Genomic DNA, 20,742 nt, shown 5'->3' on the forward strand with positions numbered 1-20,742 from the left:
AATTTATGATTTATGAATTAACTGTCAACTGTCCATCGTCAACTGCCAATTCTCAGACAGCCACTTCTCCCTTGATGTGGGGATGCGGGTCGTATCCGGTCAAATTGAAATCCTCGAACTTAAAATCGAAGATGCTCTTTACGTCCGGGTTGATCTCCATACGGGGTAACACACGTGGCTCACGTGTCAATTGTAACTTAACTTGCTCCAAATGGTTGCTGTAGATATGGGCGTCTCCCAACGTATGAACAAAATCTCCGGCTTTAAGGCCGGTAGCTTGTGCCATCATTTGTAATAACAAGGCATAGGAGGCAATGTTGAACGGAACGCCAAGGAAAATATCCGCGCTGCGTTGATACAATTGTAGGCTCAACCGTCCGTTCGCCACGTAAAACTGGAAGAAAGCGTGGCAAGGAGGCAGGTTCATGTTGTCTAAGTCCGCCACGTTCCATGCGCTTACAATGATTCGTCGTGAATCCGGGTTATGCTTGATCGTCTCCACGGCCTCGGTGATCTGGTCGATAGATCCTCCTTTATAATCCGGCCATGACCGCCATTGGTAACCGTATATATGCCCAAGGCTACCATCCGCGTCGGCCCACTCGTTCCAGATGCGTACGCCATGATCTTGCAGATATTTTACGTTGGTATCTCCATTCAGGAACCATAACAATTCGTAGATGATAGACTTCAGATGCAGCTTCTTGGTAGTGAGTAGCGGGAATCCCTCTTCCAGATTAAACCGCATCTGATGACCGAATACGCTGATCGTTCCCGTACCCGTCCGGTCTTCTTTTCTAACTCCCTCGGTAAGCACTCTATTGAGCAGCTCTAAATATTGTTTCATTACTCACTTATTACAATAGTGTGCAAATGTACAAAAGTGAATCGTATTATACTAGAATAACGGGTCAAAATATGAAATCAGTTGAGGATTCAAACGGTTTCTTCATGTATCCTTGGCTGTTTCTTCGGGAGGTATTAGGGGATTTGTATGAAGGTCTAGCTTATTTATCAGCTGTTGGATGATCATCTAACAGCTGTTGCATGATCTTCCAACGGCTGTTGCATGATCATCTACCAATTGGTGGATGATTAAGATGTCAAGAGGAAGGGTGTAGTACTTCGAGTAGAAATCGGTAAGGATTCCCGAGAAAATGCGTAAGGATATTGGACCTCATGTGGATAGAATGCGTATCTTTGCCCGAAGAATAACATTTATTAATTTTAAAGGAAAGAGATGAAAAAACTTTGTTTTGCGGTCATGGCAATGTGTATGTTATTGTCATGCGGAGGTAAGAATGAGAAGGGGGCGGCTACGGAAGAGGCCACTCTTTCTGGTTTGATGAAGTCGGATTTTGTATCTGAGGTAGATGGTAAGCCGACTGCTTTGTATGTGTTGAAGAATAAGAAAGGGGCTGAGGCTTGCGTAACGAATTGGGGCGGACGCTTGGTTTCCGTGATGGTGCCTGATAAGAACGGTAAGATGACGGATGTTGTGCTTGGGTATGATAATATCGCTCAGTATGTAGCTTTTCCGGATAATAACTATGGTGGTTTGATCGGACGTTATGGCAACCGTATCGCGAATGGTAAGTTTACGTTGGACGGAACGGAGTATCAACTTCCACAGAATAATAACGGGCATTGTTTGCATGGAGGTCCGAAAGGATATCACGCGGTAGTTTGGGACGCGAAACAGATCGATGACCAAACCTTGGAGTTGACTTATCTATCGAAAGACGGTGAGGCAGGTTTCCCCGGTAATCTGGATATCAAGGTGATCTATAAGCTGACGGATGATAACGCCGTTGATATTAAATACGAGGCGACGACGGATAAACCTACTGTCGTGAATTTGACGAACCATAGTTATTTTAATCTTTCCGGTGTTCCCGGCTCGCAAATCATGGATCATACGATCATGATCGACGCGGATACATATAATCCGGTGGACGAGACTTTGATCCCGACCGGTATCGAACCCGTGGAAGGCACGCCGATGGATCTTCGCAAACCGGTAGTGGTAGGCGCTGATATCGACAATCCGTTTACGCAATTGGTTTACGGTGGTGGTTACGATCATAACTGGATATTGAACGCCGCCGGCGATATCAATAAGGTAGCCGCTAAAGTTGTATCTCCGACAAGCGGTATCGTTATGGAAGTTTACACCAACGAGCCGGGTCTTCAATTCTATGCCGGTAACTCAATGACGAAAGCGGGTGATAAAGGCAAGTTAGGTGTGGTTTACCCGCATCGTGGCGCTCTATGTCTGGAGACTCAACATTACCCGGATAGCCCGAACCAGCCGGCATTCCCGAGCGTAGTGCTTCGTCCGGGCGAGAAATATACGAGTGAGTGTATTTATAAGTTCTCGGTAGAGTAAATAAGGAAGAAAGTTCCGGATTTGGAAATATCCACATAATGGTGAGGCGTATATACATAAATAGGATGTATATGCGCCTCTCTTTTTTACTCACGGAAGCATCTTGTTTATAGTGGAAGAATTTATCGCTAGAGAGTATACGCTATCTTTTCCCAATAGATTTTAAAAGAGAAAAATAAATCCATATGATGTATGAGAAAAAGCGTTATATTTGTATCGATAAAGTAAACTCTTGTGGAAATTCAAGGGTTTATGAATCAAAGTGTGATTACGATAAGCGTTTAAGATATTATCTTTGGAACTGAAAATCGCCAAGTTTCAAGTCGGACAGAGATAATAGGCAACTAAACGCTCACGCTTGTTATATATACTGCCTAATAGTATACGTAATAAGGCGTGGGCTGTTGTTTATTATTTGTCCGATGGGTGTTTGGCGATGCCTCAGTTTCGAATAGTAGATTAACAGTTCCCACGCTTCTTTTTTGTAGCATATAGAAATACCGAACAAGGTGAACGGTCCGGTTTGAGGGAAACGTATATGGAGGTAATTAAAAAGCAACGTTTGGCTGTCTGTCGTATATTATTGGATGTAGTGGAAGGTGCGTGTGAGGTCCGTGATCCGGATCTGATCATGCGGACTCGTCATTATCCGGCACTTCAAAGGGAGATGTGTTTTGCGGATCGGGATTGGGAAGAAGCGAGAGATTTGAGTGTACTTGCCTGCTTGGTACTATCCAAGGAATTGCATTATAAGGTTAAGATGATGATCGGTTTGGTAGCTCATGACTTGTATTCAAGGGAGTCCTCGGTCTCTTATCAGCAACGCCTGTCCTTCGATGTGCTGATGAGTGCGATCGATTGGCCGGTCTCTTTTAAGGAGATCACGCTCTTTGCTCCCTCAAAATAAGTTATAGTTTGTACGTAAGACCTTGAATTCCGTTCTGCGGTTGATCTGGTCGGCGATTTCTTGCTGTTCCGGCGGCAGGGCAAGGATGAATTCCTCGGTAAGCACATCGCCTTCTTTCAAGAAATCGAATTGTTTAGCCATCTTCTTATTGATCGTCTTGGGAACGCTTTCTCCATATCCTTTCGCTTCCAGACGAGCCGCCTCGATACCTCCCGCTATTAGGTAATCCACGACCGATTGCGCACGGCGTTGAGCCAAACGCTCGTTATACTGGTCCGTACCTTTCCGGTCCGTGTGGGCACCCAGTTCGATCGTTACGTTCGGGTTATCGTTCAGCATCTTGATCATCTCGTCCAAAGCTTTCTTGGATTCCGGACGAAGGGTCGCTTTATCGAAATCGTAGAAAATGTTATCGATAACAACCGGCTTGCTGATCGGAGAGAGAAAGAAATCCACGATATACGTCTCGTTTTTCTCCTCGGGGCCGGTATGCAACTCGTAATTCTGGTTGAGGTAACCACGGGCGCTGGCCATCATGACATAACGGATGTCCCGTTCCAACTCGACACGATAGGTACCGTCTTTCTTGACCGGGACTTTCACGTTCAGTCCGTCTTTTCCGACGATGCGTACGGTAGCGTCCTCGATCGGATATTCATCGACATCGTTTACGATTCCTTCGATGAAGATGGTGATCGTAGGCCGTTCAAAGGAATATATATGGTCATAGCCCCGTGCGTCGTTGCGGTTGGAGCAGAAGAAGCCCCGTTCCTCTTTTCCGGCGAAGGTGATACCGAAATCGTCTGCCATAGAGTTGATGGGAGCGCCTAGGTTCTCGACCTTCCACTTCCCTGTACTGTCTTGCGTGGCCTTGAACAGATCGAGACCACCCATTCCCGGATGTCCGTTGGACGCGAAATAAAGGGTGACGGAATCCCGGACATACGGGAACATCTCGTCTCCCGGGGTGTTGATCTCTTCTCCTAGGTTCTCCATCGGGCCGAAATCGTTTCCCGCTACCCGGGCACGGAAAATATCCTTGCCACCGAAACCGCCCACGGCGTCGGATACGAAATACAAGTATTTGCCGTCCGGCGAGATGGAAGGATGACCGAGGGCGGTAACCGAGTCTTTTACGATCGTCGCACGGGTTCCTTTTCCCCATTTAGCGCTGCTTCGGGTAGATATGTAAATCTCGGCGGTACGAGGGCCTTCCGGATCTTGGGCGCAATAGGTATAATACATCGTGTTTCCATCGGGGGAGAAAGAGGGGGTTCCTTCGTCGTATTCCGTATTCACCTCGTCTTCGAGCTCTACGGGAGCTAGCCAAGCCCCTTTCTCGTCTTGCTTGACAAGGAAGAGGTTATTGTTATTTTGCCCGGTGATGGCGCTAACTTTCGCGTCTTTGTCTTTCGAGCGGGAAGAAGCGAAGTATAGTTGGTCGTATTTATCTCCGGCCAGCATCGGACTGAATTCTCCCCGGCGGGAATTGAATTTATCCATGCGTCTTACCTCGTAGCGGGTAGGGTTCTTTTTCCATCCGGGAGCTAACTCGCATCCTTGTATGCCGTTGATGGCTAATAAATTGCTAGGATCGTTCTCCATATAGATATCGTAGTTCTTGATCGCTTCCGGATAACGTCCGGTCTTCTGTAACATCTGTCCCATGCGTAGGTAGACGGTGCTATCGGGGTAATCATAGCGGATGGCGTTCATATAGGCGCTAGTCGCTTTCGCCGTATTATTGATCAACCGGTTACATTCGGCCATACGGTAAGCGATATAGCCGCGCAAATCCCTTTTCTTCGGGGATGTTTTCGTGTAAACCTTACGATAAATGGCAGCTGCCTCATAGTATTCCCCGATACGCTGCTTCTCCTCGGCATCGCTCAACTTCGCCGATTTGCAGGAATACAAGGAAGATACGATAAGCAAAAATAAAACATATATAGTAAAATGCGCTTTCATTCAATCTGGAATATATTCGTGCAAATATAACGAATTGTATGGGATCTTATTGTATGTCTGTTACAATAACAAGGAACTATCCCCATAACTCAGGAACCTGAAATCGTGCTCTAAGGCATACTCATAGATGGATTTCCAGTTTCCTTTTACGAAAGCGGAGATCAGCAAGAGCAAGGTGCTTTTGGGCTGGTGGAAGTTGGTGACGATTCCTTTTACGATCTTGAACTCATAGCCCGGGGCGATGATGATTTGCGTAGCCGTTACCAGCGTATCCGCATCATGCTTATCCAGATAATCGAGGATGTTTTGAAGGGAACGCTCCGCTGTCAGCCGGTTGTTATTCATGTCGTAAGGCATCCATTGTTTTACGACGAGATCTTCGGAAGTCGCTTCCGGGTTATTATCTAGGATCACGCCCATGTAATAGAGACTTTCCAAGGTCCGTACGGAAGTCGTTCCTACGGCGATGATATTTCCAAGGTTGCTTTTGATACGTTCGATGGAACTGCGGCGGACGGAGATAAATTCCGTGTGCATCTCGTGCCCTTCGATCGTGTCGCTTTTTACCGGTTTAAAGGTACCCGCTCCGACATGCAAGGTGACTTCTTCCCGCCCGATGCCCCGAGCATCTATATCGGCAAGTACTTCCGGAGTGAAATGAAGTCCGGCGGTCGGTGCGGCGACGGAGCCTTTTATCTTAGAATAAACTGTTTGATAGGTCTGTAGGTCGCTCTTCTCTGTTTCCCTGTGCAAATAAGGAGGAATCGGCAAGACCCCGGCGGCATCCAAGATATCGGCGAACGTATAAGCCTCATTATCCCAAGTGAATTCGATCAAATGTGTGTCACCATGAGACTTTTTCTTATCCGCTGTCAGCACGACCGGTTCATCCTTAATGAAGATCGTTTTGGATAAAGTGCCTTCTTTCCATTTCTTAAGGTTGCCAACCAAGCAAGTCCAGCTACAGCGTCGGGTCTCTTGAAAAATCAAGGCGTAATCATGAGGCTCGATGGGCTCCAAACAGAAAATCTCGATGCGTGCGCCGGTCTCTTTCTGGAAAAGTAGGCGGGCTTGTATGACCCGGGTATTATTGAATACCATCAAGGTGTTTTGGGGAAGATAATCCGTGATATGCTTAAAGATACTTTCGCTTATTTCCCCGTTACGGTAGAGTAAAAGTTTGGACTCATCCCTTTTAGGCAATGGGAACTTCGCGATTCGTTCGTCCGGTAACGAATAGTTATAATCTTCAATACGTATTTCTTGCGTCTTCATTACTTCTTCTGTCCTGTTAAAAAACATCCGTTTGTACGGATTCCGGGTGCAAAAGTAGTAAATAGGTTTCGGATTCGCGGATTATTCCCTAATTTTGTGCGCATAATATAATAAGGTATAGAATATGAGTATTCAAATAGGTGATAAAGTTCGCTTCCTGAATAGTGTGGGAGGTGGAGTCGTACGTGGATTCCGTGGAAAGGACCAAGTGTTGGTTGAGGATGAGGATGGGTTTGAGGTTCCTGCCTTGATCAAGGAATGTGTCGTGGTTGGGGGCAATGATATGCAAGTGCATAGCTCGAATCGCCCGAAAGTACAGGCTCCGGTAGAGACTCCTTCCCCAAAGAAGCCTGAACCCAAAGAGGAAAAGGTCGAGGAGACACCGGAGGGAGAGCGTCTGAATGTGTATCTGGCTTATCTCCCGGTCGATCCGAAGGCGTTTCAGCAATGCGGCTATGAGACGTATTTCGTGAATGATAGCAATTACTATTTGTTCTTCAATTATATGAACCGGACGAATAATAGCTGGACAAGCCGTTATAACGGGATTATCGAGCCGAATACGAAAATATTCCTAGAGGAGTTCGGTAAGCCGGAGTTGAATGATCTGGAAAGGATCTGCGTGCAACTGATCGCTTTCAAGAAGGATAAACCCTATTCGTTGAAAAACGCCGTATCTGTAGAGTTGCGCTTGGATACGGTTAAGTTCTACAAGCTTCACTGCTTTATGGAGAATGATTTCTTTGAGGAGGATGCCTTGATTTATCCGATTATCCGCAATGACTTGCCCGAGAGAGAACTATTGGTCTCTGCGGCGGAGTTGAAGGAAGCTATGCAGCAAAAGGTTCGTGAGGAACGTAGGATTCCCCGGCAAATCGTGAAAAAGAAGCCGACGAATAGCGCTATCCTTGAGGTAGACTTGCATATAACCGAGTTGTTGGATAATACGAATGGATTGAGCAATGCGGATATGCTGACGTACCAGTTGGGAAAATTCCGTGAGGTGATGGATCAGTATGCTCTTAATAACGGACAGAAGATTGTCTTTATCCATGGAAAAGGCGATGGCGTGCTGCGTAAGGCGATCGAGAAGGATTTGAAGACCCGTTATAAGCAACATTATTTTCAAGACGCTTCTTTCCGCGAATATGGTTTTGGTGCGACGATGGTAACGATTAAGGCTGATACCTCGCAACATGGCCATTGAGATAGAACGGAAATTCTTGGTCTCCGGTGATTTCTTACCGGAGGCTGTTAGCTCCACCCGTATCGTGCAGGGATATATTTGCTCACAGCCCGGACGTACGGTTCGTATTCGTATCCGGGGAGAGGAGGGATTCCTAACGATCAAAGGCGCTTCGGATGAGAAAGGCTTGAGCCGTTATGAGTTTGAGCAAAAGATTCCTCTGGTGGATGCCGAGCGGTTGTTGGAGCTTTGCGAGCCGGGTGCGATCGACAAGGTTCGTTATCTGATTCCCAGAGGCAGCCATACGTGGGAAGTCGATGTTTTCCACGGAGCGAATGAAGGGTTGATCCTTGCGGAGATCGAGTTATCGTCTGAGGACGAGCCTTTTGAGAAACCGGCTTGGCTGGGTAAGGAGGTAAGTGGAGATCGCCGTTATTATAATTCAATGTTGACAAAACATCCTTTTAATAGTTCAAATACATGAAGAAACTCTTTTTATCTGTAGCGGCCGCTATGTTGGCGTTTCCGGTCTTGGCCGATGAGGGCATGTGGCTGCTCCCTTTATTGAAGCAACAAAAGTTTGCGGAGATGCAGGCCCTTGGTCTGCGATTAAGCGATCAGGAAGTGTATAGCGCCGAGGCTCCTTCCTTGAAAGACGCCGTGGTTCGTTTTGGCGGTGGTTGTACGGGCGAGATGATCTCTCCGGACGGGTTGGTGCTGACGAATCATCATTGTGGTTATAGTAGCATCCAACGGCATAGTACCTTGGAACATGATTATCTGACGGACGGCTTTTGGGCGATGTCTCGTGATAAGGAGCTTCCGAATCCGGGATTGACGGTTACTTTTATCGATAAGATCGACGACGTGACGGATTATGTGAGGACGGAACTGAAAAAGATCACGGATCCGAACAGCATGGAATTCTTGTCCGCTAAGTACTTGAATGGCCTCGCTAAAGCGAAAGTAGGTGAGAAGTTCTTACAGGATAACCCCGGTACGGAAGTCGAGATCAAGGCTTTTTATGGAGGTAATAAGTACTATATGTTTACCAAGAAGATCTATTCGGATGTCCGTTTAGTCGGTGCTCCCCCTTCCTCTATCGGTAAGTTCGGGGCGGATACGGATAACTGGATGTGGCCTCGCCATACCGGAGACTTCTCTCTTTTCCGTGTGTATGCCGACGCGAACGGAAATCCGGCACCTTATTCGGAAACCAATGTCCCGCTTCGTCCGAAACGTTGGCTAAAGCTTTCTTTAAAAGGTGTGGAGGAGAACGATTATGCCATGATCATGGGGTTCCCCGGCCGTACCAATAAATACTATACCTCATGGGAGGTAGCTGAACGTCGGGATATAGATAATGCGGTACGTATTAATATCCGTAATCTCCGTCAAGAGGCGATGCTGGAAGAAATGCTGAAAGATCCGCAAGTCCGGATTCAATACGCTAGTAAGTATGCAGGTTCTACGAACGCTTATAAGAATGCGATCGGTAGTAACTGGGCGATCAACAAACGTAATTTTGAGCAGGTGAAAAACGATGAGCAGGATCGTTTGATCGCTTGGTCGAAGAAGATGTGTGAGCCTGCTTATCCGGAAGCGCTTCTGACATTGGAGCAGATCGTTAATGATCGTAAGGATTTGCGTTTCCGTAGTTGGATGTTGGATGAGGCATTGAGCCGTGGCATCGAGTTCTCCAAAGTTCCGACCGATATCGAGACTGTTTGTGAGGCTTTGGAGGGGAAAGATCGTTCCGAGCAGCAAAAACAGGTCACTCAATTGGAGAGGGCTTTCCACCGTTTCGCTGATAAGGATTATGCGCCGATGGTTGATAAGAAGATAGCAAAAGTCATGTTAAAGGAATATAGGCGTTTGGTCGCTCCGAAGTCGCAGCCGGCTTATTTTTCCGTAATCGATAGCAAGTTTAAGGGGGATGTGGATAAATTCGTTGATTATCTGTTTGATAAATCGATCTATGGTAGTGAGAAGAACTTCAATGCGTTCAAGGAGCATCCGTCTGTCAAAACTTTGAGAGAAGATCCGATGATTCTGTTCGCACAATCCGTAAAGGATGAGAAAAAGGCGTTAGATAAGGCCTTGGCTGATTTTGATGCCGGATATGCGATCGCCCATCGTGCGTATGTGAAAGGACTTTTAGCGATGTATGGAGACTTGGCTAGTTTTCCGGACGCAAACTCTACGCTTCGTCTGACTTATGGGCAGGTGAAAGGTTACAGTCCTCGTGATTGCGATTATTATGGTCATCAAACCACTTTAGACGGCGTCATGGAGAAGGAGGATTCTACGAATTGGGAATTTGTGGTTTCTACTCGTTTGAAGGAATTATATCAAGCAGGAGACTTTGGCCCTTATAAGATGCCTAACGGTAAAATGCCGGTTGCCTTCTGTGCTACGACCCATACAACGGGAGGGAACTCCGGTAGTCCGGTATTGAATGGACAAGGAGAGTTAATCGGTATCAATTTCGACCGTAACTGGGAAGGAGTAGGAGGGGATATCCAATATCTGCCCGATTATCAACGCAGTATTATCGTAGATATCCGTTATGTCCTATTCGTAATCGATAAATATGCCGGAGCCGGTTATTTATTGAACGAGATGGAATTCTCAAGATAGAGAAGTAAGTTAACTTCGTGGGCGAAGTATGTTAACTGAAATGCCGAAGTATGTTAACATACTTCGCCCATGAACCTAAGTTCCTTTTTCTATAAAGCCAAAAAGAGGAGACATATCCTTGAAAGATACGTCTCCTCTTTTTGTATATGTATATCTATAACTTAATAAATCTTGTCAAGATCAACAGCTTTGACTCTGAAGATATGACCGTTACGAGAGAATACCAACTCTCCGTCTTCCTTCTTCTTCTGATTCACCAAACGCTGAAAAGCTATATTTGCACCTTTTACTATATTCTCTTCGAATTCTCTAACTTCTTGCTCATTCATGATGTTCAAGTTTTGTAAAAATATCTAGATTATACACTTCCCTTTTATCATTCTTGAATCCCTTGGCGATCACTTCCATGGGAGACATCGAATTATCAGTTATCATCCAATAGTCACTAATAGGAAGGTATAGCTCGAATAAATTGTGGATACCGGCCTCATACCGACGCCGTATCGTTGCTTCCGGAATATTGTGACCTCCGGCGGCTACCCTCATTTTCACACGTTCCACAGCTAGATCCGGCGTATTCAGCCAGAAGTAAAGCAATGTAACATAATAACCTTCCCTTTGTGCTTCCCGTATCAGGTTTGCGACTGAACGGGTGGCCAGCGTAGTTTCCATTGCGAAAGTCTCACCAGCACCGATGAGTTCCTTTATCCGCTTATACATAATACGACTAGCTTCAACGGCGACGGCTATACTGTCTGCATTAAAAGGGGAAAGTCCCTTGGCTATCTCGTCTGAGTTAACAAACTCCCTACATTTTAGCATTTCTGGTAAAATCGTGAAGGAAGCTGTTGTTTTTCCTGCTCCGTTGCAACCTGATATTATATACAAATATGGCACTGTTTGCTGTTTTTGATGCTGCAAATATATGTAATAGTTTTTTAATATGCGTCGTTTTATTTCTCAAAAATCGTGAAAATGTGCAGGAAATGTACTTTTAACTAACAGGTTTGTTGGAGAAAGTGGTGGTTTTGTTAATTTTTATACCCAAAGTAGATCACTCATGATTCCGTCGGAAACGAAGATTCCTGACTTGGATAAAATCAATTTGTCACCGGTTTGTAATAAGAGACCTTGGTTGATATGGGGTTGAGCTTGCTTTTGACAATAAGAAAGGAGCTTCCTGCCAAATTTTGTCTGGATATCAGCGAAAGAGACTCCCCACATGGTTCGAAGGCCGGTGATGATGAAGTCGTTGTACCGGGTGCATAGGTCTAAATCCTCGGATTCTATTGTCGGATGCCCATTTTCTATACCGTCTATATATATAGGTAGAGAAGATGGATTCCATTCCCGGTCTATCCCGTTATAAGAATGGGCGGAAGGACCGAGGCCTAGATATTTCTTTCCGGTCCAGTAGGAGCTATTGTGCTTGGAGAAGAACCCGGGACGGGCGAAATTAGATATCTCGTAATGCAAATAGCCTGCTTCTGCCAACCGATCTATTAATGTGGAAAAGAACGAGACGCTTAACTCCTCGTTTATGGGGGTCACTTTTCCCGCTTCCAGCAATTTGTAAAGTGCGGTACCTTCCTCGTAAATGAGGTGGTAGGCGGAAAGATGGGGAACATCCAACCGGATCGCTTGTCGCAAATTCTCTTCCCATGCTTGCTGCGTTTGGTTGGGGAGTCCGTAGATCAAATCGATACTGATATTTGTAATCCCATATTCCTTGCATAGTTCTACTGCTTTAATCGCTTGTTCCCGGTCATGGCGACGATTCAGAAAACGCAAATCTTCCGGATGAAAACTCTGTACACCCATACTGACCCGGTTAAAAGGATAATTACGGAGAAGCGATACATATTCTCGTTTCATGTCATCCGGATTCGCCTCTAAGGTAATCTCCATTTGCTTGGCTACATCAAAATGACGATAGATGGCCTCGAATATCTTGCCAAAATCCTTCTCGTCTAATTGAGAGGGGGTGCCTCCCCCGAAGTAAATGGTTTCTAATGCTTCGTTTCCTATATATCCCTTCCGCAATTCCATCTCTTTTATAAGTGCGTTTATATACGGCTCTTTATACTTCATCTCCGTATTGGAAAAAAAGTCACAGTATAAACACCGCTTGGCGCAAAAAGGAACGTGGATGTATAAACCTGCCATCTGTATGGACACAATTATATCTTTACACAAAGATATAATTTAAATTTCAAAAAACCTTGCTGCTGCACAACATAGTTCTCAAACACCGGGCGATAATTGCTTTTTTCCTTTACAATCTCTAATTTGCGCCCTCGTGAAAGTGATTCACGCCAAATAAACGTATTGTTAAACTCAAATAAATCCTGATATCATGAAAGTATACCAAACAAATGAAATTAAGAACATCTCTATCTTGGGAAGTTCGGGCTCTGGGAAAACCACTCTCGCTGAAGCTATGCTTTACGAGGGTGGAGTTATAAAACGCCGCGGCTCCGTTGAGGCAGGAAATACGGTGTCCGATTATTTCCCGGTTGAGAAAGAGTATGGATACTCAGTTTTCTCAACCGTTTTCAGTGTTGAGTGGCAGGATCGGAAGCTGAATTTCATCGATTGTCCGGGTTCGGATGATTTCGTTGGAGGAGCTGTTTCCGCTCTGAATGTCACGGATACGGCACTGATGGTATTGAATGCCCAGTACGGTGTTGAGGTTGGAACCATTAACCAGTTCCGGTATACTGAACAATTTCATAAACCGGTGATTTTCGTTGTCAATCAGCTTGATAATGATAAAGCCGACTATGAGGGAACTATCGCCCAGTTGAAAGACCGTTGGGGCAGTAAGATCGTTCCGATCCAATATCCGATTAGCTGCGGCTCTTCTTTCAATGCCGTGGTGGATGTATTAAAAATGAAGATGTATCGTTGGAAACCGGAAGGTGGAGTTCCTGATGTATTGGAAATCCCCGCCGAGGAAATGGATAAGGCGATGGAGTTGCATCAAGCCTTGGTGGAAGCTGCCGCTGAGAACGATGATACTTTGATGGAGAAATTCTTTGAGGAAGGTGCCTTGAGCGAGGATGATATGCGTGCCGGTATCCGTGCGGGCTTGGTTACTCGCGGTATGTTCCCGGTATTCTGCGTATGCGCCGGTCGTGATATGTGCGTTCGTCGTACGTTGGAGTTCTTGGGTAACGTGGTTCCTTGTACCGACAAGATGCCTCGTCTGATTACTACGGAAGGCGTAGAGGTGACTCCGGACTCGAATGGTCCTACTAGCTTGTTCTTCTTCAAGACTACCGTGGAACCTCATATTGGTCAGGTTTCCTATTTTAAAGTGATATCAGGAAAAGTAAAAGAAGGTGACGATTTGATGAATGCCGATCGTGGTTCCAAGGAGCGTATCGCACAGTTATTTGCGGTAGCCGGACAAACTCGTACCCCGGTTACGGAAATGGTGGCGGGTGATATTGGAGCGACCGTTAAGTTAAAGGATGTTCGCCGTGGTAATACATTGAACGGAAAGGGTTGTGATTATCGTTTCGACTTCATTAAATATCCGGATCCGAAATATCGTCGTGCTATCAAGCCGGTGAATGAGGCTGACGCCGAGAAGATGATGGAAATCTTGATACGTATGCGCGAGGAAGACCCGACATGGGTAATCGAGCAGTCCAAGGAATTGAAGCAGACAATCGTTTCCGGTCAAGGTGAGTTCCATCTTCGTACATTGAAATGGAGAATCGAGAATAATGATAAATTGCCGATCGAATATCTGGAGCCGAAGATCCCGTATCGTGAGACGATTACGAAAGCGGCCCGTGCGGATTACCGCCATAAGAAACAATCTGGTGGCGCAGGCCAGTTCGGTGAAGTTCACTTGATTATCGAGCCTTATTATGAAGGTATGCCTGCTCCGGATACCTACCGTTTCGGCGGACAGGAGTATAAGATGAATGTTCGTGATACTCAGATAATTGATTTGGATTGGGGTGGTAAAGTCGTGTTCGTAAACTGTATCGTTGGTGGTGCTATCGACGCTCGTTTCTTGCCGGCTATCCTAAAAGGTATCATGGCTCGTATGGAGCAAGGGCCGTTGACGGGTTCGTATGCTCGCGATGTGCGTATTTGCGTATACGATGGTAAGATGCACCCGGTAGACAGTAATGAAATCTCTTTCATGCTTGCCGGACGCAATGCGTTCAGTACCGCTTTCAAGGAGGCTGGCCCTAAGATCTTGGAGCCTGTTTACGATGTCGAGGTTTCCGTTCCTGCTGATTATCTGGGAGATGTGATGAGTGACTTGCAAGGACGCCGTGCCTTGATTATGGGTATGAATAGCGAGAAGGGATTTGAGAAACTATTGGCGAAAGTTCCTTTGAAAGAGATGTCTAACTATTCTACTTCACTAAGCTCCATTACGGGCGGACGTGCTTCCTTTACGATGAAGTTCGCTAGTTACGAGTTAGTTCCTGCCGATGTACAAGAGAAGTTGTTAAAGGCTTACGAGGCTACTCAATCAGAAGAATAGGTAAAGTAAAATGTCATCATAATTTTTTAATATTTAAAGTTAAACGAGAAAAGGCCGGCTTTGTGAAGAGCTGGCCTTTTTGTTATGTCTTTTTCATTAGGTTGTCGTGAACTTGTAATACCGAAAGTGTTCTTTTGTATCATCTTAAACAAGGAAAAGATGATATTAAGAAAGTACTATCCGACTATTGTCCTCTCTGACATCCATTTGGGATCGGAACATTCCCGGACGGAGGAGGTCACCCGTTTTCTCAAGCACGTAGATTGCGATCGATTGATTTTGAATGGTGATATCATCGATGGCTGGCAATTGAAGAAATCCGGTAAACGCTGGAAACAAAAGCATACCGATTTCTTTAAGGTATTGATGAAGATGATGGAGAAAAGGGGTACGGAGATTATCTATGTAGTGGGGAACCATGATGATTTTCTCGATAGCTTGGCTCCTTTTAAGTTCTCCAATATATCGATCGTAAAGGATTATTTACTGAAGACGAGACAAGGAAAACGCTATTTCGTGACACATGGCGATATTTTCGATACGGTTACGACCCATATGCGTTGGCTTGCCATGCTCGGGGATGTGGGATATACTTTTTTATTGTGGTTGAATAAGGTTTACAATCATCGTAGAGAGCGGCAAGGAAAACCTTATTTCTCTTTATCCCAAGAGGTGAAACACCGGGTGAAAAGTGCGGTCTCTTATATCTCGGAGTTTGAGAAAGAGCTGGTACGCTTAGCGGAGGCCAAGCATTTGGATGGGATTATTTGCGGCCATATTCATCAAGCGGCGAGCGTATGGTATGGTAATGTGCATTATCTAAATTCCGGCGATTGGGTGGAAAGCATGACCGCTCTCGTGGAGGATGAACAAGGAGAGTGGGATATTGTTACATATAATAATGTACAACTATATGCGGATGCCGTATGAAAATTCTGTTTATCATACAAGGTGAGGGACGTGGGCACTTGACCCAAGCGTTATCCTTACGCCAGAAATTGATGGCCGAAGGACATGAGATCGTTGGTGTGTTGGTAGGAAAAAGCCCGGCCCGCCGTTTGCCGGATTTCTTCTTGAATAAGATACAATCGCCGGTATATCCGTTTGAGAGTCCGAATTTTTTACCGACGGCTAAGAATAAACAAGTGAGTTTGATGCGTAGCGTATTATATAATGTATTGCGTCTGCATAAATACATGGGAAGTATCCGTTATATCGACCGGATGATTCGGCAGACGGATGCGGATGTTGTCGTGAATTTCTACGAGCTATTGACGGGGCTGACTTACTTGATTCTCCGTCCGAAAGCGACGATGGTATGTATCGCCCATCAATATCTATTCTTGCATCCGGACTTCGTTTTCCCGAAGCAGAGCACATTGTCGTTGGCATCGCTACGATTTTTTACGAGATTAACGGCGATAGGCTCCGTCAAAAAATTAGCCTTGTCTTTCCGGAAGATGCGCGAGGCGCCGTTGGGAGGAATAGTCGTGGTTCCTCCTTTATTAAGGCAAGAAGTCTTGGATGCGGTTCCCTCGAACGGCAGTTATTTGCATGGTTATTTGTTGAATAGCGGGTTTAGTGAGGAGATCCGTTCTTGGCATTCCCGTCATCCTTCGGTTCCGATGCATTTCTTTTGGGATAAGAAAGATCAGCGAGCCGAGGTGAAAATAGACGATTGCCTTTCTTTCCATCAGCTGGATGATACGTTGTTTCTACGTTATATGTCGGGGGCGAAGGCTTATGCTACGACCGCCGGGTTCGAATCCGTATGTGAGGCGATGTATCTGAATAAACCTGTATTGATGGTTCCTACACATATTGAGCAAGCTTGCAATGCTTACGATGCCTCTTTGTCTGGCGCAGGCGTTGTCGCTGATTGTTTTGATCTGGACGTGTTATTATCCATTTCGGAAAGTCATGTGGAGAATCCGGTCTTCCGGCATTGGGTGAAACAGGCGGATTGGCTTATTCTTCGTGAGTTCCGTGAGGATTTGTTGCGTGAGGAACATCCGGTAACGAGCCTAGGGAGGATTACGACAAATTGGGTGGCGCGTCTGGGGAGATTCCTGCCTATCTAGGAACTTATAGCAGTACCGTGCTGTAGATGCAGGTGTGCCATGCTGATGGCACAAGCGTTTCATCAGCATGGCACAGATGTCTTATTTATTCAGCGCTTGCTCAATATCGGCGATGATATCATCGGCGCTCTCAATACCTACAGAGAAGCGGATTAAGTCCGGAGCTACGCCAGCCTCTATCAATTGCTCGTCGCTCAACTGGCGGTGCGTATGACTGGCCGGGTGAAGCACGCAAGTACGGGCATCCGCTACGTGAGTTACGATAGCGGCGAGTTTCAAGCTATCCATAAACTTGATCGCCACCTCACGTCCACCTTTCAATCCGAAGGATAATACACCGCAAGAGCCATTCGGTAGATACTTCTTGGCGAGTTCATGGTACGGATTGCCTTCCAATTCCGGATAATGAACCCAAGCTACCTTATCACATTTCTGTAGCCACTGCGCTACCGCCAAGGCGTTTTTGCAATGCTGCGGTACACGAAGATGTAAGGTCTCCAATCCCAGATTCAATAGGAATGCGTTTTGCGGGGATTGGATTGCTCCAAGATCACGCATCAGTTGGCTAGTCGCTTTCGTGATGAACGCTAATTTCCCGAATGCCTTGGTATAGGTCAATCCGTGGTAAGAAGGGTCCGGTTGGCAAAGTCCCGGGAACTTCTCGGCATGCGCTTCCCAATCGAAATTACCGCTGTCCACGATACAACCACCCACGCTCGTGGCATGGCCATCCATATATTTAGTCGTGGAGTGCGTAACGATATCCGCCCCCCATTCGAACGGACGGCAATTGATCGGCGTGGCGAACGTATTATCGACGATCAAGGGTACGCCATGATTATGGGCGATGCGGGCAAACTTCTCCACATCCAATACCATAACGCCCGGATTGGAGATCATCTCGCCGAACATCGCCTTCGTATTTGTGCGGAAAGCCTTGGAGATCTCTTCCTCGCTCGCGTCTTGATCTACGAACGTGCATTCGATTCCCAGCTTCTTCAAGGTAACGGCCAGTAGATTATAAGTACCTCCATAAATGCTGGTAGCGCTTACGATATGATCGCCAGCCTCGCAAATATTGAAGAAAGCGAAAAAGCTAGCGGCCTGTCCGGATGAGGTCAGCATGGCGGCCACGCCACCTTCCAACGCCGCGATCTTGGCGGCTACAGCCTCGTTTGTCGGGTTTTGAAGGCGGGTATAGAAATAGCCGCTTTCCTCCAAATCGAACAATTTAGCCATCTGCTCGCTCGTCTCATACTTGAATGTCGTGCTTTGATAGATCGGGAGGACACGGGGTTCTCCTTTCTTGGGTTGCCAACCGGCCTGTACGCACAGGGTTTCCGGTTTGAATTTGTTATCCATATAGGTTGTTTTTTTAATTGAATGTCATTTTAATCGCGAATGTACGGAAAATCGGTAAGAATTGTTCCGCTTACAATATCTTCTTCTGTAAGATACTGAACCAAATGAAAGCGACGACACCTTTTAGCATGCTGGAAAGGCTGATCGCCCACCAAACACCCGTAATACCCAGTCCCGCTGCCGCTAGCCCGATGGCCAAAGGTATGCGTAAGGTGTTACACGAGATGCTGATGATCGCCGGCGGAACCGTTCGGCCGGTACCGTAGAACATGCCTTGCGTGGTAATCTCCAGCATCATGAAGATCATCGAATATCCGTCGATCCGGAGAAATATACCACCGGCCTCATAAGCGGCTTGCTCCGGCACGATCAGCGAGAAGACCTCGCTACCGTAAAAGACGAATAACAACGTGCAGAGTACACCGATGATAGAAGTCATTTTAAGCGTCGTATGATAAGCGGTCAAGATACGTTCTTTCTTGCGTGCGGCGTAGTTCTGGGCGGTGAAAGCGGAGAGGGCCGTACTGAAGCCTTGTGAGGTGTTCCATGCGATCGCCTCCATTTGTCCGCCTGCCGTAAGCGTCATCAAACCGATATGCCCTCCGTAGGTGGAAGCTGTACGAGCCATAAAAAGATTGATGATCGCGAAGAATGTATTTAATAACGCTACCGGCAGGCCCAATTGGAAGATCCGCTTGGTGTAGCGTTCCTTTAAACGGACAAAGAAAGGGAATCCCCCGAACAATTTATTGCGGCATTTTAGCTGATAGACGAATAGTCCGCAAACCACCGCTTGGGAGATCCACGTAGCCCAAGCCGCGCCCGCCGTGCCCAAATGGAAGCCGAGTATAAATAAAGGATCTAGCACCATATTCAGTAAAAGACCTGTTCCGCTGATATAAAATGGAATCTTACTCAATCCCGCCGCATTATGAATCCCGGTAAACGCCGCCGAGAGGAAGATAAATGGGAATGCGGAAGCGACGATTCTCAAATATTCCACGGCGTTCAGCGCGATCGGTTCCTCCAGTTTGTAGAAACCGATAATCGGATGAGCGAGAACGAATAGCAAGAGTCCCCAGCCAAGCGAGAGGATCAAGGCGATCGTCAGGTTATGAGAGGCGAATCCTCGGGCATCTTCCACGTTTTGCGCCCCGATACTTTGCCCGACACTCACCTCCGAGCCTACTTTATTCAAGTAAGAGATCGAGTTCGTCATCCAAGTAAGGATACCAACGGCGCCGATAGCGGCTACGGCCTCGCTTCCCAACCGGCCTACCCAAGCCATGTCGGTGATGCTATAGGCCATTTGGATAAATGAGGTACCCATGATCGGCATCGCCAGATTGAATAGTTGCCGGGAGATGACCCCTTCGGTCAGATTTTTTGTTCCTTGCATGATCGTTTGTTTAAATGTGCGCGAAAGTAGAAATAATTTTGCTACCTTTAGCGACGTTAATCTTAAAGAATAGTATGATGATAACGAGACGGAATTTTTTGAAAGCGGGTGCCGCTGTGGCTGCACTGAGTGTAGTACCGAATGGCTTTGCCTCTATCTTGGCTAAGAAAGAGAAAGCGATAGGTGTACAGTTGTATAGTGTCCGGGACGACTTGAAGACGGATTTTGACGGTACGATGAAGGCTTTGGTGGATATCGGTTATAAACGGATGGAAGCCGCCGGTTACCGGGATGGCAAATTCTACGGGAAATCCCCGGCCGAGATGAAGAAATATCTGGCGGATCTGGGTGCCCGTATGGTAGGTTCCCATACCGGAAGCGGTTTGCTGGCGGAGGGTGATACCAAGGGATGGGACTTCTGGAAAAAGAATGCCGCCGATACGGCAGAGGTAGGCTGTAAATGGATTGTTCAGGCGGGTTATCCCTCCAAAGATATCAAGAGCCTTTCGGACGTGAAGCGTTTAGCGGATCAATTTAATAAATGTGGTGAGATCGCAAAGGCGAACGGGTTGCGTTTCGCTTTCCATAACCATGTGGATGAATTCCATGAGTTGGAAGGAAAGATCCCGTTCGACGTGATGATCGAGAATACGGACAAAGGGCTGGTTACTTTCCAGATCGATACGGCTCAATTAGTGTATGGCGGTTTTAAATGTCATGATTACGTGAACCGTTATCCCGGTCGTTTCGCCAACTGGCACTTGAAAGACGCGAATGCGGATGGAAAGGGCAGCACGGAGATGGGCGCCGGAATCGTAGACTTCAAATCCTTATTCGCTGTGGCGGAGAAAGCCGGATTAGAGGATTACTTCATTGAGCAAGAGCGTTATAATATGACACCGCTGCAAGCGATGAAACATGATTATGACTTCTTGATGAATGCCTCTTATGTGAAGTGGTAAACGGGAGTATAGGCGTAGCCTTATGCCAGTATCGGTGTAAGGCTACGCCTATATCAGCGT

The 20,742-nt window shown here is 46.4% G+C and carries 17 protein-coding genes; 9 read left to right on the top strand and 8 right to left on the bottom strand.

The window, feature by feature from the left end; all coding sequences use genetic code 11:
- Window positions 1-52: 52 nt before the first annotated feature.
- Window positions 53-847, bottom strand: a complete 795-nt coding sequence (locus BHV83_RS06750; protein ID WP_022193213.1) for a thymidylate synthase — start codon at window positions 845-847, stop codon at window positions 53-55.
- Window positions 848-1,240: 393 nt separating this feature from the next.
- Here BHV83_RS06750 and BHV83_RS06755 point away from each other — a divergent pair, with 393 nt between their 5' ends.
- Together BHV83_RS06755 and BHV83_RS06760 are read left to right on the top strand one after the other, a co-directional pair.
- Window positions 1,241-2,389 carry an aldose epimerase family protein gene (locus BHV83_RS06755; RefSeq protein WP_022193212.1) on the top strand — a complete coding sequence of 383 codons (1,149 nt, stop codon included), beginning with the start codon at window positions 1,241-1,243 and terminating at the stop codon, window positions 2,387-2,389.
- Window positions 2,390-2,927: 538 nt separating this feature from the next.
- Window positions 2,928-3,296, top strand: coding sequence for a hypothetical protein (locus tag BHV83_RS06760; protein ID WP_005858880.1), 369 nt, complete (start codon window positions 2,928-2,930; stop codon window positions 3,294-3,296).
- On the opposite strand, the gene porE is transcribed toward BHV83_RS06760, so the two are convergent.
- Both porE and BHV83_RS06770 read right to left on the bottom strand, forming a co-directional pair.
- Window positions 3,288-5,264 (bottom strand): PorE family type IX secretion system protein, encoded by a 1,977-nt coding sequence (gene porE / locus BHV83_RS06765; RefSeq protein WP_022193211.1) that lies wholly within the window; start codon window positions 5,262-5,264, stop codon window positions 3,288-3,290. The two genes, BHV83_RS06760 and porE, sit on opposite strands and share 9 nt — an antisense overlap.
- Window positions 5,265-5,324: 60 nt before the next feature.
- A complete protein-coding gene (locus tag BHV83_RS06770) occupies window positions 5,325-6,539 on the bottom strand; it encodes an S-adenosylmethionine:tRNA ribosyltransferase-isomerase (RefSeq protein WP_022193210.1) in 1,215 nt (404 codons plus the stop codon).
- A gap of 124 nt (window positions 6,540-6,663) precedes the next feature.
- Between BHV83_RS06770 and BHV83_RS06775 the strand changes: the two genes are divergently transcribed.
- The 3 genes from BHV83_RS06775 to BHV83_RS06785 are packed head-to-tail and all read left to right on the top strand — an operon-like array spanning window position 6,664 to window position 10,365.
- Window positions 6,664-7,746 carry a DUF2027 domain-containing protein gene (locus tag BHV83_RS06775; protein ID WP_286757027.1) on the top strand — a complete coding sequence of 361 codons (1,083 nt, stop codon included), beginning with the start codon at window positions 6,664-6,666 and terminating at the stop codon, window positions 7,744-7,746.
- Window positions 7,736-8,209 (top strand): CYTH domain-containing protein, encoded by a 474-nt coding sequence (locus BHV83_RS06780; protein ID WP_286757029.1) that lies wholly within the window; start codon window positions 7,736-7,738, stop codon window positions 8,207-8,209. The genes BHV83_RS06775 and BHV83_RS06780 overlap by 11 nt, the downstream gene beginning before the upstream one ends.
- A complete protein-coding gene (locus tag BHV83_RS06785) occupies window positions 8,206-10,365 on the top strand; it encodes a S46 family peptidase (RefSeq protein WP_286757031.1) in 2,160 nt (719 codons plus the stop codon). The genes BHV83_RS06780 and BHV83_RS06785 overlap by 4 nt, the downstream gene beginning before the upstream one ends.
- A 161-nt stretch (window positions 10,366-10,526) precedes the next feature.
- Here the strand turns inward: BHV83_RS06785 and BHV83_RS06790 are convergent, their stop codons facing one another.
- The 3 genes from BHV83_RS06790 to hemW form a co-directional block, all read right to left on the bottom strand.
- Window positions 10,527-10,694, bottom strand: coding sequence for a DUF8506 family protein (locus tag BHV83_RS06790; RefSeq protein ID WP_005858864.1), 168 nt, complete (start codon window positions 10,692-10,694; stop codon window positions 10,527-10,529).
- Window positions 10,687-11,286 carry an ATPase gene (locus BHV83_RS06795; RefSeq protein WP_005858862.1) on the bottom strand — a complete coding sequence of 200 codons (600 nt, stop codon included), beginning with the start codon at window positions 11,284-11,286 and terminating at the stop codon, window positions 10,687-10,689. The genes BHV83_RS06790 and BHV83_RS06795 overlap by 8 nt, the downstream gene beginning before the upstream one ends.
- Window positions 11,287-11,403: 117 nt before the next feature.
- The gene (gene hemW / locus BHV83_RS06800) at window positions 11,404-12,531 is read right to left on the bottom strand and encodes a radical SAM family heme chaperone HemW (RefSeq protein WP_122369046.1); all 1,128 of its coding nucleotides are present in this window, start codon (window positions 12,529-12,531) and stop codon (window positions 11,404-11,406) included.
- 190 nt (window positions 12,532-12,721) lie between these two features.
- Between hemW and fusA2 the strand changes: the two genes are divergently transcribed.
- The 3 genes from fusA2 to BHV83_RS06815 all read left to right on the top strand — a co-directional run bounded on the left by fusA2 (window position 12,722) and on the right by BHV83_RS06815 (window position 16,959).
- Window positions 12,722-14,878, top strand: coding sequence for an elongation factor G2 (gene fusA2, locus BHV83_RS06805; RefSeq protein WP_005868471.1), 2,157 nt, complete (start codon window positions 12,722-12,724; stop codon window positions 14,876-14,878).
- Between the two features lie 159 nt (window positions 14,879-15,037).
- Window positions 15,038-15,808, top strand: coding sequence for a UDP-2,3-diacylglucosamine diphosphatase (locus tag BHV83_RS06810; RefSeq protein ID WP_005868472.1), 771 nt, complete (start codon window positions 15,038-15,040; stop codon window positions 15,806-15,808).
- Complete coding sequence (locus tag BHV83_RS06815; RefSeq protein WP_005868473.1) at window positions 15,805-16,959, top strand: glycosyltransferase family protein; 1,155 nt, start codon at window positions 15,805-15,807, stop codon at window positions 16,957-16,959. Before BHV83_RS06810 ends, BHV83_RS06815 begins: the two co-directional genes overlap by 4 nt.
- Before the next feature lie 81 nt (window positions 16,960-17,040).
- On the opposite strand, the gene BHV83_RS06820 is transcribed toward BHV83_RS06815, so the two are convergent.
- A complete protein-coding gene (locus BHV83_RS06820) occupies window positions 17,041-18,321 on the bottom strand; it encodes an O-acetylhomoserine aminocarboxypropyltransferase/cysteine synthase family protein (RefSeq protein WP_048928161.1) in 1,281 nt (426 codons plus the stop codon).
- 70 nt (window positions 18,322-18,391) lie between these two features.
- Window positions 18,392-19,720 carry an MATE family efflux transporter gene (locus BHV83_RS06825; protein WP_286757040.1) on the bottom strand — a complete coding sequence of 443 codons (1,329 nt, stop codon included), beginning with the start codon at window positions 19,718-19,720 and terminating at the stop codon, window positions 18,392-18,394.
- Between the two features lie 74 nt (window positions 19,721-19,794).
- On the opposite strand from BHV83_RS06825, the gene BHV83_RS06830 reads away from it, so the two are divergent.
- Window positions 19,795-20,682, top strand: a complete 888-nt coding sequence (locus tag BHV83_RS06830) for a TIM barrel protein (RefSeq protein WP_008772604.1) — start codon at window positions 19,795-19,797, stop codon at window positions 20,680-20,682.
- Window positions 20,683-20,742: the final 60 nt, after the last annotated feature.

The organism is Parabacteroides sp. merdae-related_45_40, assembly GCF_001915675.1.